Origin of the sequence: Pseudomonas sp. BRM28, from assembly GCF_002939405.1 — a bacterium.
Taxonomy (GTDB): Bacteria; Pseudomonadota; Gammaproteobacteria; order Pseudomonadales; family Pseudomonadaceae; genus Aquipseudomonas; species Aquipseudomonas palmensis.
On sequence record NZ_PEFV01000001.1, the window covers coordinates 1,500,384 to 1,515,064 of the forward strand.

Below are 14,681 nucleotides of genomic sequence, written 5' to 3' on the forward strand. Positions count from 1 at the left end.
TTCACGAGAGCAGCTCCCGGCATACCGGCTTGTCGTGGGGGATGCCGAGCAGTTCGCATACGGTGCCGCACAATTCGGTCTGCAGGGGCTTGGCGGCCGGGTCGAGGCTGAACGCATCGCCGAACACGAACAGCGGCACTTCGCGCTCCTCGGGCAACACGCCGTTGTGCGAGCGGTCGTTGTTCATGCCGTGGTCGGCGGTGATCAGCACCTGGTAGCCGTCCTGCAGCCAGGTGCTGAGGTAGTCGGCCAGCAGGATATCGGCGCTGCGTGCGCTGTTGCGGTACTGGCTGCTGTCCAGGCCATGCTTGTGCCCGGCATCGTCGATGTTCATCGGATGCACCAGCAGGAAGTTCGGTGCGTGCTTGCGCCGCAGGTACTCGGCGTCGGCGAACAGGTGCGAGTCGGGGTAGTGGTCGGCGTAGTAGAACAGGCCATGCTGGATCGGCAGTTTCGGCGCATGGGTGTGGCGGTCACGCAGCGGTTCGAAAGGGGAGCGGTTGTACAGCTCGCTGACCCAGTGGTAGGCCGCGGCGGCGGTGCTCAGCCCGGCGTCGCGGGCGTAGTGGAAAATGCTGCGTTGGGTGGACAGGCGCGTGACGTTGTTGTGCACGATGCCGCTGTCGATCGGCGGCACACCGGTGAGGATGCATTCGTAGAGTGGTCGCGACAGTGCCGGCAGTTCGCATTCCAGGCGGTACAGGGCGGCGCGGTCTGCTTCTACATAGGCATGCAGGTGGCCCATGGCGTGGTGGGCCACCTGGTGGTTGAGGCCGTCGAGGATGACGAGGATGACGTTGTGGTTCATGGGTGGCTCCGGTGACAGCGATGACCACATCGCGGGTCAAGCCCGCTCCTTGTGGGAGCGGGCCCGACCCGCGATGGTTTCACTCCATCTCGATGATGACCTGCTCCTGCCACTTCTGCGGCAGGGCCTTGGAGGTGGCTTCCCATGCCGCTGCATCCTTGATCGGCTGCGCCGGCGCGTACTGCTCGTTGGGCAGCAGCTTGGCCTGTACGTCCGCCGGCAGCTTCAGGTGCTCGGCACGAATCGGCCGCGCATGGCCGATGGCCAGGTTGGTCTGCCCGGCATCGCTGAAGATGTATTCACGGGTCAGCTTGGCGGCGTTCGGGTGCTTGGCGTACTTGTTGATGATGGTGGTGTAGCCGGACATCACCGAGCCGTCGGACGGGATCAGTACCTCGAAGCGTTTCGGGTCGATCTGCTCGCGGTAGCTCAGGCCGTTGAAGTCCCACACCACGCCGACCTCGATCTCGCCCTTCTCCAGAGTCTGGATGGTCGGGTTGGCCAGCGACAGGCGCTTCTGCTGGGCCAGCTTGGTGAACAGTTGCAGGCCCGGCTCGATGTTGGACTCGTCGCCCTTGTAGGCAATGGCTGCAGCCAGTACGCCGTTGGCCGCCTGGGCAGCGGTGCCGACGTCACCGATGGCGACCTTGTACTTGCCCTTTTCCAGGTCGTGCCAGGTCTTGGGAATGTCTTCTTCCTTGACCAGCTGCTTGTTGATGATGAAGGCGATGGTGCCGGTATAGGCCAGTGCCCAGTGTCCGTCCTGGTCCTTGGCCCAGGTCGGTATCTGCTCCCAGGTGCTGGGTTTGTACGGCTGGGTCACGCCCTTGGCCAGCGCAATGGGGCCGAAGGCGGCGCCGACGTCGCCGATATCGGCGCTGGCGTTGTCTTTCTCGGCATCGAACTTGGCCACTTCCTGGGCCGAGCTCATGTCGGTGTCCATGTGCTTGAGGCCGTACTTGCTCGCCAGGTCCGCCCAGGTGCCCTTCCAGTTGGCCCAGGCATCGGGCATGCCGACGCTGTTGACGACGCCTTCCTTGCGGGCGGCGTCCTCGAGGGCCTTGAGGTCGGTGTCCGCGGCCATGGCCGAGGTGCACAGGGCAATACTGGTGCCTAACAGTGAGGCCAGAAAAAGCTGTTTCATCCGAAGCTCCTTGATGGGTGCCGTGCAAAACGCTGAGAGGGTTTCGATTCGGTTGGTCTAGGTCAGCAATACCCGAGCCAAGGTAGGCCGGTTGCATGACAGTTTGATGTCGAAGGCGCCGCGCCAGGTGTGTGCAGCGGCCCTGAAAATAGAGCGTAGACCAGTTTCAAGTGCTTGATCCGCAACGCCTTGACCGCACTCGACCGGGCCTGTGCGTGACCATCCGGCGCGCTGTCATGTGCCGTTCATGTGGATTGCCTAGGCTTTGGTTACTCCGCCCGGCCATCGTCGCTGCGCCGTTCTGGCACACGCACCAGGCTGGACTAGTCCAGATAGGTAACCCTTGATGCATCGACTGCCCACGCGTGCAGTAACAGCCATATGCAATGCCCTGCAAGAGCAGATCGAGCATGGCCTGCTGGCGCCCGGCTGCAAGTTGCCGGCCGAACGCAAGCTCAGCGAGGTGTTCGATACCACGCGCATCACCCTGCGCGAGGCGCTGGTGCAACTGGAGGCCTGCGGGCTGATCTACCGCGAGGAACGCCGTGGCTGGTTCGTGGCGCCCCAGCGCCTGAGCTATGACCTGATCGAGCGCAGCCACTTCCATGCCATGGTGCGCGACCAGGGTCGACAGCCGGCTACCGAACTGTTGTCGGCCCGCCTGCAGCCGGCGCCGGCGGCGATCTGTGCGCGCCTGCAATTGCCGGCGCTGTCCAGCGTGATCCAGATCTGCCGCCTGCGGCGTATCGATGGGCGCGCGGTGCTCTATGCCGAGCATTACCTCAACCCCGAGTACTTTGCCGGGATTCTGGATTTCGACCTGAGCCAGTCGCTGACCGAGCTGTACGCGCTGCACTACGGCATCGCCTATGGCCGGGTGCGTTTCGAGACGCTGCCCACCGCGTTGCCGGTAGCGGCGGCGATGGCACTGAAGGTGTCGGCCGGCAGTGCCGGCCTGCATATCACCCGGGTCAACAGCGACCAGCACGGGCGGCTGATCGACTGCGACCTGGAGTACTGGCGCCACGATGCGATTCGCATCGTGGCCGAGGCGGGCTAGGCGTTGCTGTCGGCGGGGGCGGTGTCCTGCGCGGGGCCACCGCCGGCGGTCACCACCTGCACCGAAAGACGCGGGGTAGCCAGGTCCAGCCCGGCTTCGTCGAGCTGGCGCTTGAGCGCCAGGTTGAATGCCCGCGACACCTCCCATTGCTTGATCGGCGCGGTCTTGAAGCGCGCGCGCAGCACCGCCGAGCCGGACTCGAAGCTCTCCACCCCCTGGAACTCCAGCGGCGACCAGATATTGCGCCGTTGCAGCGGATCGCTGCGCATCTTCTGGCCCACGTCGCGAACCAGGCCGATGGCCTTGTCGATGCTCATGTTGTAGGGGATGGCGATGCGGAAGATCGCGTAGCCGAATTCGCGCGAGTAGTTCTTGATGCTCTTGATCTCGCTGAACGGGATGGTGTGCACGATGCCGTCGATGTCGCGCAGGCGCACGGTACGGATGGTCAGGCCTTCGACGGTTCCCAGGTGGCCGCCGACATCCACATAATCATCGATGGCCAGGGAGTCCTCGATGATGATGAACAGGCCGGTGATCAGGTCGGCCACCAGCGATTGCGCACCAAAGCCGATGGCCAGGCCGATCACACCGGCACCGGCCAGCAGCGGCGTGACGTTCATGCCCATGTTGGCCAGGGCCACGATCACCGCGATGATGAAGATGGCCACGAACAGCACGTTGCGGATCAGCGGCATCATGGTTTGCGCACGGGCATTGGCCAGGCCCTTGCGCGAGCGGGTCAGTGCGTGGTGCACGGCGGTGTCGCTGAGGATCCACACCAGCCAGGCGGCGATCAGCGTACCGGCCAGGCCGAACACGCGCACCGCCACCTCGTGGCCTTCGCCCTCGGTGAAACCGATCAGCGAGAAGCCCCATACACGCAGGCCCAGCTCGATGAACACCAGCCAGATGAGCAGGTGCACCAGGGTGTAGCCAAAGCTCTTGAGACGTTCGGCGTAGACCGCCTGGCGCCGGTTGGCCCGCTGCGGCTTGAGCGCATGGCGGCGCACCAGGCCATTGACCACCATGCACATCACCACCAGCACCGTGCACATCAGCGACTGGCGCAGGGCCGTGCTGGTGTCGCCGGCGGACACGAACGTGGCGAACAGCGAAATGCCCACCAGCACCAGGGCCGGCAGGTACCAGAAGGTGCCGAGGATCTCGATGGTGTCGCTCAGGGCGCGGCGCGTCAGGCGCCGAGACAGCGGCTGGTTGCGAATGAGGTGCGCGATGGGGCGGCGAAAGCGCAGGATGAACAGCCCGGTGGACAGCGCCGCCAGAATGTTGGCCAGGGTCGCCAGGGTGTGCGCCAGGTGGTCGCCCAGGGCGGCGGCCATGCGTGGGTCGTTCATCGCCTCGCCGAAGGCGGCAAAGCTGCCGATCAGCCACAGCGGACGGAACGCGCGGTGGCGCAGGATGTACAGGGCGCGGTGTCGGTGCGGCCCATCGAGCAGCGAGAAGGCGATCACGCAGATGGCCGAGAAGCAGGTGCCGACCACCAGGGCGTAGGCCAGTACCATGGCCATCGATTTGCCCAGCGAAGAGGGCAGGGCAAAGCTCAGGTACACGGTGATGATCAGCGCCACCAGCCAAGGCCCGAGCTTGCGCAGGGCGAAGCGCACCAGGTCCCAGGTGCGCGGGTGTTGCGGCAGCTCTTCGGTGAGGCCGAAGCGCAGGCGCACCTGGTGGCTGACCCAGTTCAGCGCGTAGGCCAGCAGGCTCCAGAGCGCGATGATGGCGGCGAAACCGAACAGGATCGTCGGCCATTCATGCACCGGCACCACCCGCGCACTGAGCTCGATCTGGGCCAGTTCCAGTTCGCGGCTCCAGCGGTTGAACGGGCTGGCCTCGCCGCTGAACTGCTTTTCCAGTTCGTTGAAGGTGGTGCCGATCAGGCCCAGCACACCTTGCTCGGCACTGGGCTGGGCTTGCCTGGTGGCGTCGCGCAGCTTCTTCAGGTCGGCCAGCAGCTTGCTGCGTTGCTGGTCGTTCTCGAGGTTCTTGATGACATCGTCGAGCGATTGCGCGAGGGGTTCAGTCGCCTCGGGCTGGGGTTTGCTCGAACCGCCAAGCAGGCCCGGAAGGCCGGCCGCGTGTGCGTGGCCCAGGGGCAGGAACAGAATCAGCAGCAGGGACAGGAAACGCAGGAAGGCAGGCACCGGACGATCAACCTCGAACACTCAATCGCCCGAGTGTAGAGCATTTGTCAGGTGAGTTTCTCGAGGATCTTCCACACCATGATGCCCAGGATGCCCAGCATGCCGATCCACATCATCAGCACTCCGCTGTTGCGCTCGCGCATGCTGAAGCCGACGGTGAGCAGGATCAACCCGGCGATCACCGGGAGGAACATCGTTTGAAACTCGGACATGCGCAAGGTCCTTATGCTGTAGGAGGTGTAATGATGGGCAAGCATAGCGCCAAATGTTTGCGCGCGGGTTGATGGGGGTCAGTCGTGGCCTCTTCGCTGGCAAGCCAGCGCCCACAGGTACGGCGCCTGTTTGGCGATCACCGCAGTGCTGTGGGCGCAGGCCTGTCAGGTCAGGGCAGATCGCGGCTCAGGTAGAACGCGGTCAGCACCTTGACCAGGTGCGCCAGGTCCTGGCTGCCGCACAGCTCGCGGATCGAGTGCATGGCAAACGTCGGCAGGCCGATGTCCACCGTGCGCACACCCAGGTGGCTGGCGGTGATCGGGCCGATGGTCGAGCCGCAGCCCATGTCGCTGCGCACCACGAAGCTCTGCACAGGCACTTCCTCGGCCATGCACAGGTGGCGGAAGAAACCGGCGGTTTCGCTGTTGGTGGCGTAGCGCTGGTTGTTGTTGACCTTGATCACCGGGCCGGCGTTGAGCTTGGGCCCGTGGTTGCCGTCGTGCCGGTCGGCGTAGTTGGGGTGCACGCCGTGGGCATTGTCGGCCGACACCAGCAGCGAGCGCTGGATGGCCCGGACGAAATCGTCACCGTCGGGCAGCAGGCGGCGCAGGGTCTGTTCCAGCATCGGGCCGTCGGCGCCACAGGCGGAGCTGGAGCCGACCTCTTCGTGGTCGTTGCACACCAGTACGCAGGTCTCGTCGCTGTCGGCGGCCAGCAGGGCCTGCAGGCCGGCGTAGCACGACAGCAGGTTGTCCAGCCGCGCGCCGGCGATGAAGTCGCCATGCAGGCCGACCACGGCGGCGTCCTGGGTGTCGTAGAAGCTCAGCTCGTAGTCCAGCACCACGTCGGCGTTCAGGCCATGTTCGCGGGCCAGTTGCTCGGTGAGCAGGGCGCGAAAGTCGACGCGCTCGTCACCGGCCACCTGGGCCAGGATCGGTGGCAGCTCGGTCTGCGGGTTGATCGCCCAGCCTTCGTTGGCGCTGCGGTTGAGGTGGATCGCCAGGTTGGGGATCACCGCGATGGGCTGCTTGAAGTCGATCAACTGGCTTTCGACCTTGCCGTCACGGCGGAAGGTCACGCGCCCGGCCAGCGACAGGTCGCGGTCGAACCAGGGGGCCAGCAGGGCGCCACCGTAGACTTCCACGCCCAGCTGCCAGAAGCCCTGGCGCTGCAGTTCGGGCTGTGGCTTGACGCGCAGGCAGGGGCTGTCGGTGTGGGCGCCGACCAGGCGAATGCCGTCGAGCAGCGGCGAATGGCGGCCGAGCTTGATGGCGATGATCGAGGAGTCGTTGCGGGTCAGGTAGTAGCGTCCGCCGGGCGTGGTGGCCCAGCTGTCACGTTCGTCCAGGCGCTGGTAGCCGGCGGCCTCGAGGCGCTGCGACAGGCTGGCGGTGGCGTGGAACGGCGTGGGGGAGGCCTTGAGAAAGTCGATCAGGCCTTGGTTCAGTGCATCGCGCATAGGTCACTCCAGACAGCAGTGGCGCGAGTTTAACGTATTGATCACGGATTTGCGTGGGCCCTATCGCGGGGCAAGCCCGCTCCCACAGCGTTCAGGGTGATCGTTGTGGGAGCGGGTTGACCCGCGATAGCCGCGCCGCGGTGTATCAGAACGGCGCCGGGCATTCGAAGCGCAGTCGCTCGCCGCTCACCGGGTGGGTGAAGCTCAGCATGCTGGCATGCAAGCACAACCGCTCATGCGCCGCCAGGGCCTCGGGGTAGGCGTACAGTCGATCCCCCAGCAGCGGATGCCCGATCGACAGCATGTGCACGCGCAACTGGTGTGAACGCCCGGTAATCGGCGTGAGCTCCACCCGGCAATGATCGCCACAGCGCTCGACGATGCGCCAGAAGGTCAGCGCATGCTTGCCCTGCTCGTGGTCCACCACGTGCCGTGGCTTGGTGGGCGGGTCGTAGCGCAACGGCAGGTCGATGCTGCCGCTGTCCAGCGCAGGCTGGCCCCAGCACAGCGCGGTGTAGGCCTTCTCGGTTTCACGGTCATGGAACTGGCGCGACAGCTCGCGGTGGCTGTCGGCGTCGCGCGCCAGCAGGATGATCCCCGAGGTTTCCCAATCCAGACGGTGCACGATCAGGGCGTCGGGGTAGCCGTTTTCCTGCAGGCGGGTGATCAGGCAATCCTTGTTGTCGTCGGCGCGCCCCGGCACGGACAGCAGCAGGGTCGGCTTGTTGACCACCAGGATGGCGGCATCCTGGTGAAGGATGTGAACGTTGGACAGCGGCATTGCGTGTTCTCTGCAAACGCCAACGGCGGCGGCCGGGCCCGGGCTGTATGAGCCCGGGCCCGGCCGCCGCCGTGGCAGGTTACCCCTGTGCGCCGATCAACGATCGGGCAGGGTGATATTGAGTTCCAGGATGGAGCAGCTGCCCTGGTTCTCCAGAGCGACGTGCACATCATCCGAGCCGATGTTGACGTACTTGCGGATCACCTCGACCAGTTCCTTCTGCAAGGCTGGCAGGTAGTCCGGAGTACTGCGCTGGCCGCGCTCGTGCGCCACGATGATCTGTAGACGCTCTTTCGCGACCGACGCGGTGCTTACTTTTTTGTTGGCACGAAAGAAGTCAAAAAGGTTCATTGGTCAGTTGCCTCCAAACAGGCGCTCGAAGAATCCCTTCTTCTGTACATCGAGGAACCGGTGTTCCACGGTTTTGCCCAGCAGGCGGTCGACGGTGTCGCTGTAGGCCTGGCCGGCATCGCTCTGGTCGTCGAGGATCACCGGCACACCCTGGTTGGATGCCTTGAGCACCGCCTGGGATTCGGGGATCACGCCCAGCAGCGCGACGGCGAGGATTTCCTTGACGTCCTCGACACCGAGCATTTCGCCCTTGCTCACGCGCTCTGGATGGTAGCGGGTGATCAGCAGGTGTTCCTTGATCGGGTCTTCGTTGCGTTCGGAACGGCGCGACTTGCTGGCCAGCAGGCCCAGCATGCGGTCCGAGTCACGTACCGAGGAGACTTCCGGGTTGGTCACCACGATGGCTTCGTCGGCGAAGTACATGGCCAGGTGGGCGCCTTTCTCGATACCGGCCGGCGAGTCGCAGACCACGTATTCGAATTGCTCCTTGAGCTCCATCAGGACCCGCTCCACGCCTTCGAGCGTGAGGGCATCCTTGTCACGGGTCTGGCTGGCGGCCAGCACGTACAGGTTCTCGAGGCGCTTGTCCTTGATCAGGGCCTGCTGCAGGTTGGCTTCGCCGTTGACCACGTTGACGAAGTCGTACACCACGCGGCGTTCGCAGCCCATGATCAGATCGAGGTTACGCAGGCCGACGTCGAAGTCGACGATGACCGTCTTGTGGCCGCGCAGTGCGAGGCCGGTACCGATAGCGGCGCTGGTGGTGGTCTTACCCACACCACCCTTGCCGGATGTAACCACTAGAATCTTGGCCAAGGTGTATCACCCCTAAAGAAAAAGGACGTTGAGGTCCCAGAAATATCCAAACCGGCAACATATGGAAAAGTTGCGCTGAAAATGGCGGCAAGTATCCGTTAAAGACGGGTGATGTTCAACACGTCACCGGACAGGCTGACCTGCACGTTGGCCCCCCACAACGGGTCGCGACGCAGGTCTTCGGCCACCTTGTACTGCCCGGCGATCGAGACCATTTCGGCGGTCAGCTGCTGGCAGAAAATACGTGCCCTGGTGTTGCCCTTGATACCGGCGAGGGCGCGACCGCGCATCGCGCCGTAAACATGGATGTTGCCATCGGCCAGAAGTTCCGCACCGGGGCTGACCGAAGCCAGTACCACCAGGTCGCCGCCCTGAGCATAGATCTGTTGGCCGCCACGCACCGGCGAGGTGATGATTTTTGTCGGTTTTACCGCAGGCTCCGGCGGCGGGGCCGGGGCCGGCTCGGGCTTGGGCGCCGGTGGCACCTCCACCGCAGGCTCCAGCGCACGTTCGCGGGCACCGGACGGCGGCAGCACCGGCAGGTCGATGGCAATGGCGGCGGCGATGTCCTCGATACGGCTGGCGCGAATGGCCAGGGTGCGCAGGCCATGGTGGCGGCATACGCGCATCAGCCCGGGCAGGTCGACCGCGCCTTCGCCGGCCGGCAGCTTGTCCAGCGCCAGCACCAGCGGGGTGTTGCTGAAGAAGTTGGGGGCCTGGGCGACTTTGGCCGCCAGTTGCCGATCGAGGCCTTCGAGGTCGTTCTGCGCAAGCTCGAGCACCGTGATGGCGAGCATGCTGCCCTTGAGCTGGAACACGGGGGCTTGGTCTGGCGTCTGGGTTTGGCTCATGGTTGGCATAAGGCAGCTTGTTACGAAAAAGTGCTCAGACTTATAACGAGAACGCCGGTTAGCCGCAACCCGCAGCGAACCGTTGTAGAATGCCCGGCCATCGTCTTTGCGGAATGTTTAATGGATCGCCCGCGTTTTCGCCTTTATTTTCTTCATCCACGCTTCTGGCCGCTGTGGCTGGGCCTGGCCCTGCTGTGGCTGATCGTGCAGCTGCCCTACCGGGCTTTGCTGGTGCTGGGCCGCCTGCTGGGCGCGCTGATGTACCGTGTTGCCGGTGACCGTCGACGCATTGCTGCGCGCAACCTGGAACTGTGTTTCCCCGAATTACCGTCTGTCGAACGAACCCGTCTGCTCAAGGAAAACTTCGCCTCCACCGGCATCGCCTTCTTCGAAATGGCCATGAGCTGGTGGTGGCCAAAGGCCCGGTTGGCGCGCCTGGCGCACATCGAGGGGCTGGAGCACCTGCAGGCGGCGCAGCGTGACGGGCAGGGGGCCATCCTGATGGCCCTGCACTTCACCACGCTGGAGATCGGTGCGGCGCTGCTGGGCCAGGAACACACCATCGACGGCATGTACCGCGAGCACAAGAACCCGTTGTTCGACTTCGTGCAGCGCCGCGGGCGCGAGCGGCACAACCTCGACTCGCTGGCCGTGGAGCGCGAGGACGTGCGCGGCATGCTCAAGTTGCTGCGCTCGGGGCGCGCCATCTGGTATGCGCCCGACCAGGACTACGGCGCCAAGCAGAGTGTGTTCGTGCCGCTGTTCGGGATCGAGGCGGCTACCGTGACCGCCACCACCAAGTTCGCCCGCCTGGGGCGGGCGCGGGTGATCCCGTTCACCCAGCAGCGCCTGGCGGACGGCAGTGGCTACCGGCTGGTGATCCATGCGCCGCTGCAGGATTTTCCGGGGGAGAGCGAAGAGGCCGACTGCCTGCGCATCAACCAGTGGATCGAGTCGGTGCTGCGCGAATGCCCCGAGCAGTACCTGTGGGCACACCGACGCTTCAAGTCGCGCCCGCCGGGGGCGCCCAAGCTGTACTAGGACGAATCGCGGTGTGGCTTTCGCCGGCAATGCCGGCTCCTACATAGGTGTGCGGTACCGGTAGGAGCCGGCCTTGCCGGCGAAGGCAGCGACACAGACTTCAGGGAGTACCCCATGCCAGCACCCCAACCGGTCACCGGCCTGATCCTCTCGGGCGGTGGCGCCCGTGCCGCCTACCAGGTCGGCGTGCTCGCCGGCATCGCCGACCTGCTGCCCGCCGGCGCCGGCAACCCGTTCCCGGTGATCGTCGGCACCTCGGCCGGGGCCATCAACGCGGTGACCCTGGCCAGCGGTGCGATGCATTTTGCCGACGCCATCCGCCGCCTCACCGGCTTCTGGCAGGGCTTTCGCAGCCACCAGGTACTGCGCAGCGACTGGCCCGGGGTGATCCGCCAGGCCAGCCGCTTCGTCGGCCACAGCCTGCTGGGCCTGGGGGCCCAGGTACCGGTGGCGCTGCTCGACAGCTCGCCGCTGCGCAAACTGCTCAACCAGCACCTGGACCTGGACGGCATCGGTCATGCCATCGACCAGCAGCACCTGCGCGCGGTGGCGGTGACCGCGTTCGGCTACGAGTCGGGCCAGGCGGTGACCTTCTACCAGGGCAAGGGCGCCATCGACCCGTGGCTGCGCCATCGACGCATCGGCATGCCGACCCGCCTGAGCGTCGAGCACCTGCTGGCCAGTTCGGCCATCCCGTTGCTGTTTGCGCCGATCAGGCTGGGCCACGAATTCTATGGTGACGGTGCGGTGCGCCAGTCGGCGCCGATCAGCCCGGCGCTGCACCTGGGCGCCAACCGCGTGCTGGTGGTGGGGGTCAGCGGCAACCCCCAGGGGCCGACGCCGGGTGATCCACGCGAGCGGGTGTTCAGCGGCAAGCAGCCGAGCCTGGCGCAGATCGGCGGGCACCTGCTCAACAGCACGTTCATCGACAGCCTGGAAGACGACCTGGAGCTGTTGCAGCGGCTCAACCACCTGAGCCACCTGCTGCCCAGCGACGTGCAGCCCCGGCGCCTGGGCCTGGCCCCGGTGGAGGTGCTGGTGGTTGCGCCCAGCCAGCCGCTGGACGAGATCGCCGCCCGCCATCGGCGCGAACTGCCCGCCGCGCTGCGCATGTTCCTGCGCGGCCCGGGGGCGACCAAGACCAGCGGCGCCGGGGTGCTCAGCTACCTGTTGTTCGAAGCCGGCTATTGCAGCGAGCTGATCGAACTGGGCCGGCGCGACGCGCTGACCAAGCAGGGCGAGCTGTGCCGCTTTCTCGGCCTGCCGCTGCCCCGGCCCTGAGCGCTACTCGGCGATCTGCAGGCGGCGTGCCTCGGTGTACACGTAGCGCACCTTTTCATACTCGAACGGCGAGTTCAGCTGGCCGTAGCGAAAGCTGGTGGTATAGCGCTTGTCGATGGCGCGCAGTACCCAGACCTCCGGGTTGTCGCTGCTGACCTCGGCCATGTTGAGGAAGTTGATCCAGTTCTCGGCGCTGTAGTCCACCACCAGCCCGCCGGTGTCGCGCAGGTTCGACGGGCCCAGGATCGGCAGCATCAGGTACGGGCCGTCCGGCACGCCATAGAAGCCCAGGGTCTGGCCGAAGTCTTCGCTCTGGTGCGGCAGCCCCATCTTGGTCGCCGGGTCCCACAGGCCGGCGACGCCCAGGGTGGTGTTGAAGAGCAGGCGCGCGGTGATCTCCATCGAGCGCTTGCCCTTGAACTGCAGCAGGCTGTTGAGCAGGTTGGGCACATCGCCCAGGTTGCTGAAGAAGTTGCTGACCCCGGTGCGCACGAAGCTTGGGGTGATGTAGCGGTAGCCATTGACCACCGGCAGGAACACCCACTGGTCGAAGCGGTAGTTGAAGTGGTACAGCCGGCGGTTCACCGACTCGAACGGGTCGTAGACGTTCAGCGCGGTCAGGGTCGAACGCTCGAACTCGCGCTGGTCCAGGCCGGGGTTGAACTTGAGTTCCTTGAGCGGATCGGTGAAGCCGTCGGCTTCGATCACGCTGGCTCGCGCCGGGATCTCATCGGCCTGTACCAGGCCTGCGGCGAGCAACGCCGTCACGATCAGAAGTTTTTTAACCACGGAAAAACTCCAGCATCGCGTCGCTGTTGACGCGGTAATTGATATTGCCGCAGTGCCCGCCATGCGGGTACAGGGTCAGGCGGTCGCCAAAGGTGCTGCGCAGAAAGCCGATGTCGCCGGGGCCCAGGATCACATCGTCGGCGTTGTGCATCACGGCGATTTTCGGGCTGTTTTGCAGGTAGTCCTTGAGGGCATACAGGCTCACCTGGTCGATCAGTTGCAGCAGGCTGCCGCCATCGGTGCGCGCGCGCCACATGGGGATGACCTGCTCGGTCAGGTAGCAGTCGAAGTCGCATTGCAGCGCACGCTTGAAGAACGGCGTGAGGCTGCTGCCTTCGGTGATCGGGTACTTGGGCGGGGTGATCAGGCCGCGGCGGTTGATCAGGTCGGAGGTAAAGGCGATATCGGCGGACGAGAAGCGGAACGAGGTACCGATCAGCATCGCCATCTGCTCGTTGCTCAGGTGCTGGCGCGACTGCTGGAAGTCGTAGAGCAGTGCGTCGTTGAGGTCGATGTAGCCTTTTTGCTGGAAGTAGCGGGTGAGCTTGGTCAGCACCAGTTCATAGAAGGTGGTGCTGTTGTTCACGCCCTTGACCTCGGTCTGCACCAGCTTGTCGAGGTTGCTGATCGAGGTGTAGAGGTTGACCGGCGGGTTGAGCAGCAGCACGCGCTTGAAGTTGAAGCTGCGCCGGGTTTCGTCCAGGTGGCTGACGAAGGCTGCGTCGAGGGCACCGAGGCTGTAGCCGGTGAGGTAGTACTCGCTGACAGGCAGGCGCGGGTGCTGGGCGCGCACGCCCTGCATCACCCGGTACAGGTCTTCGGCGTCTTCGGCGCTCACGCCCGGGGTGGCGAAGCGCGAGGCGGCGCTGATGAAGTCGAAGCTGGTAGGCGAGGACAGCTGCACCACGTGGTAGCCGGCCTTGTAGTAGAGGCGCTTGAGGTACTCGTTGAGGCTGCTGGTGTAGGGCGCGCCGGTACCGGCGATCAGGAAGATCAGCGGCGCCTCGTGGTCCTGTCGGGCCAGGCGATAGCGCAGCTTCTTGACCGCCCAGAAGTTGTCCGGAAGGGTGAACTCGCGTTCGGGGCGCAGGTTGAGGCTGTAGTCGGACTGATCGATGTCATCGTCGGTCGGCAGTTCGGGGCGCAGGTCGGGCGGTGTGGAGGCGATCGTCGCCTCGAAGGGATTGGTCAGCGGGTAGCCATAGGTGGCCGCATCGACATCCACCGCAGACGCGGCCGCACTCATCAAGAGGCCACCCAGCAGGGCAGCAAGGCGCAGTGATCGAAGCATGACGGATCCCCAGGAAAGGCAAGGCAAAGTGTGTACTGCAGGCTAGGACACTCGTGCTATCGGCAAAGTTGCCTTGTGCCCCGGCATTTACCGTCCCCGATGTTGCCGTGCGGGCCAGTGCCAGGGCAACAGCGGGTTTTGTTTCTTTGCTGATAAAAGTAGCTCAGGCCGCCGCTTTTGCCTTGCACAGGCCCGGTGGGGGATTATGCTGGGCGCCGTTTTCCTGTTTCCGGAGTTGTCATGTCCCGCCGTTTGCCGCTGATTGCCTTGCTTGTGTGCCTGTCGCTGTGGGCTGCGGCCTGCTATGGGGTGCGTTACGGCTTCATGGAGGATGTCAGGTGGGTCGGTGTGTGCAGCTCGCCCCAGGTGAGCTGGGAGTGCCAGTTGCGCGCCACGCTGGGCCTGATGATCCACTTGCGGGTGCTGGGCTGGGTCGCCCTGGGGTTGGCCGTGGTGGCGACGCTGGTGCCGCGTCGGGCCGGCTGGTGGCTGGCGGTGCTGTCCCTGGTGTTCGGGCTGCCGGCACTGGCGCTGTACACCGTGAGCCTGGCGGCGTTCGCGCTGGTGCTGGCGGGGTTGCGGCTGGTGCGGCGCACGGCCTGAGGCTCACGCTGTATCGTTCGCCGGCAAG

Annotated in this window: 15 protein-coding genes; 4 read left to right on the plus strand and 11 right to left on the minus strand. The window is 65.1% G+C overall.

The window, feature by feature from the left end; all coding sequences use genetic code 11:
• Nucleotide 1: 1 nt before the first annotated feature.
• Both CR917_RS07065 and CR917_RS07070 read right to left on the minus strand, forming a co-directional pair.
• Nucleotides 2–808, minus strand: a complete 807-nt coding sequence (locus tag CR917_RS07065) for an alkaline phosphatase family protein (protein WP_104572067.1) — start codon at nucleotides 806–808, stop codon at nucleotides 2–4.
• A 79-nt stretch (nucleotides 809–887) separates the two neighbouring features.
• Nucleotides 888–1,952: an ABC transporter substrate-binding protein gene (locus CR917_RS07070; RefSeq protein ID WP_043859983.1), complete on the minus strand. Its 1,065-nt coding sequence runs from the start codon at nucleotides 1,950–1,952 to the stop codon at nucleotides 888–890.
• Nucleotides 1,953–2,298: 346 nt separating this feature from the next.
• On the opposite strand from CR917_RS07070, the gene CR917_RS07075 reads away from it, so the two are divergent.
• Nucleotides 2,299–3,012, plus strand: a complete 714-nt coding sequence (locus CR917_RS07075; RefSeq protein WP_043859984.1) for a UTRA domain-containing protein — start codon at nucleotides 2,299–2,301, stop codon at nucleotides 3,010–3,012.
• Here CR917_RS07075 and CR917_RS07080 read toward each other — a convergent pair.
• From CR917_RS07080 to minC, 7 genes are all read right to left on the minus strand, one after another.
• Nucleotides 3,009–5,177 (minus strand): mechanosensitive ion channel family protein, encoded by a 2,169-nt coding sequence (locus CR917_RS07080; RefSeq protein ID WP_054914665.1) that lies wholly within the window; start codon nucleotides 5,175–5,177, stop codon nucleotides 3,009–3,011. The two genes, CR917_RS07075 and CR917_RS07080, sit on opposite strands and share 4 nt — an antisense overlap.
• A gap of 47 nt (nucleotides 5,178–5,224) precedes the next feature.
• Complete coding sequence (locus tag CR917_RS27375; protein ID WP_167400231.1) at nucleotides 5,225–5,389, minus strand: hypothetical protein; 165 nt, start codon at nucleotides 5,387–5,389, stop codon at nucleotides 5,225–5,227.
• 170 nt (nucleotides 5,390–5,559) lie between these two features.
• On the minus strand, nucleotides 5,560–6,849 hold the full coding sequence (locus CR917_RS07085) for a M18 family aminopeptidase (RefSeq protein ID WP_054914664.1): 1,290 nt from the start codon (nucleotides 6,847–6,849) through the stop codon (nucleotides 5,560–5,562).
• A gap of 145 nt (nucleotides 6,850–6,994) precedes the next feature.
• Complete coding sequence (locus CR917_RS07090; RefSeq protein ID WP_054914663.1) at nucleotides 6,995–7,630, minus strand: RluA family pseudouridine synthase; 636 nt, start codon at nucleotides 7,628–7,630, stop codon at nucleotides 6,995–6,997.
• A 96-nt stretch (nucleotides 7,631–7,726) separates the two neighbouring features.
• Nucleotides 7,727–7,981: a cell division topological specificity factor MinE gene (gene minE / locus CR917_RS07095; protein WP_019693048.1), complete on the minus strand. Its 255-nt coding sequence runs from the start codon at nucleotides 7,979–7,981 to the stop codon at nucleotides 7,727–7,729.
• Nucleotides 7,982–7,984: 3 nt separating this feature from the next.
• Entirely contained in the window at nucleotides 7,985–8,797 is an 813-nt protein-coding gene (gene minD / locus CR917_RS07100) for a septum site-determining protein MinD (RefSeq protein WP_043862644.1), read from the minus strand.
• A gap of 98 nt (nucleotides 8,798–8,895) precedes the next feature.
• Nucleotides 8,896–9,648, minus strand: a complete 753-nt coding sequence (gene minC / locus CR917_RS07105; RefSeq protein ID WP_370409160.1) for a septum site-determining protein MinC — start codon at nucleotides 9,646–9,648, stop codon at nucleotides 8,896–8,898.
• Nucleotides 9,649–9,768: 120 nt separating this feature from the next.
• Here minC and CR917_RS07110 point away from each other — a divergent pair, with 120 nt between their 5' ends.
• Nucleotides 9,769–10,689, plus strand: a complete 921-nt coding sequence (locus CR917_RS07110) for a lipid A biosynthesis lauroyl acyltransferase (RefSeq protein WP_043862646.1) — start codon at nucleotides 9,769–9,771, stop codon at nucleotides 10,687–10,689.
• Nucleotides 10,690–10,803: 114 nt separating this feature from the next.
• The gene (locus CR917_RS07115) at nucleotides 10,804–11,970 is read left to right on the plus strand and encodes a patatin-like phospholipase family protein (RefSeq protein WP_043862647.1); all 1,167 of its coding nucleotides are present in this window, start codon (nucleotides 10,804–10,806) and stop codon (nucleotides 11,968–11,970) included.
• A 3-nt stretch (nucleotides 11,971–11,973) separates the two neighbouring features.
• Here CR917_RS07115 and CR917_RS07120 read toward each other — a convergent pair whose 3' ends face one another.
• On the minus strand, nucleotides 11,974–12,759 hold the full coding sequence (locus CR917_RS07120; RefSeq protein ID WP_054915870.1) for a VacJ family lipoprotein: 786 nt from the start codon (nucleotides 12,757–12,759) through the stop codon (nucleotides 11,974–11,976).
• On the minus strand, nucleotides 12,752–14,050 hold the full coding sequence (locus CR917_RS07125) for a serine/threonine protein kinase (protein ID WP_043862649.1): 1,299 nt from the start codon (nucleotides 14,048–14,050) through the stop codon (nucleotides 12,752–12,754). The genes CR917_RS07120 and CR917_RS07125 overlap by 8 nt, the downstream gene beginning before the upstream one ends.
• Nucleotides 14,051–14,290: 240 nt before the next feature.
• Here CR917_RS07125 and CR917_RS07130 point away from each other — a divergent pair, with 240 nt between their 5' ends.
• On the plus strand, nucleotides 14,291–14,653 hold the full coding sequence (locus tag CR917_RS07130) for a hypothetical protein (protein WP_043862650.1): 363 nt from the start codon (nucleotides 14,291–14,293) through the stop codon (nucleotides 14,651–14,653).
• The last annotated feature ends 28 nt before the right edge of the window (nucleotides 14,654–14,681 follow it).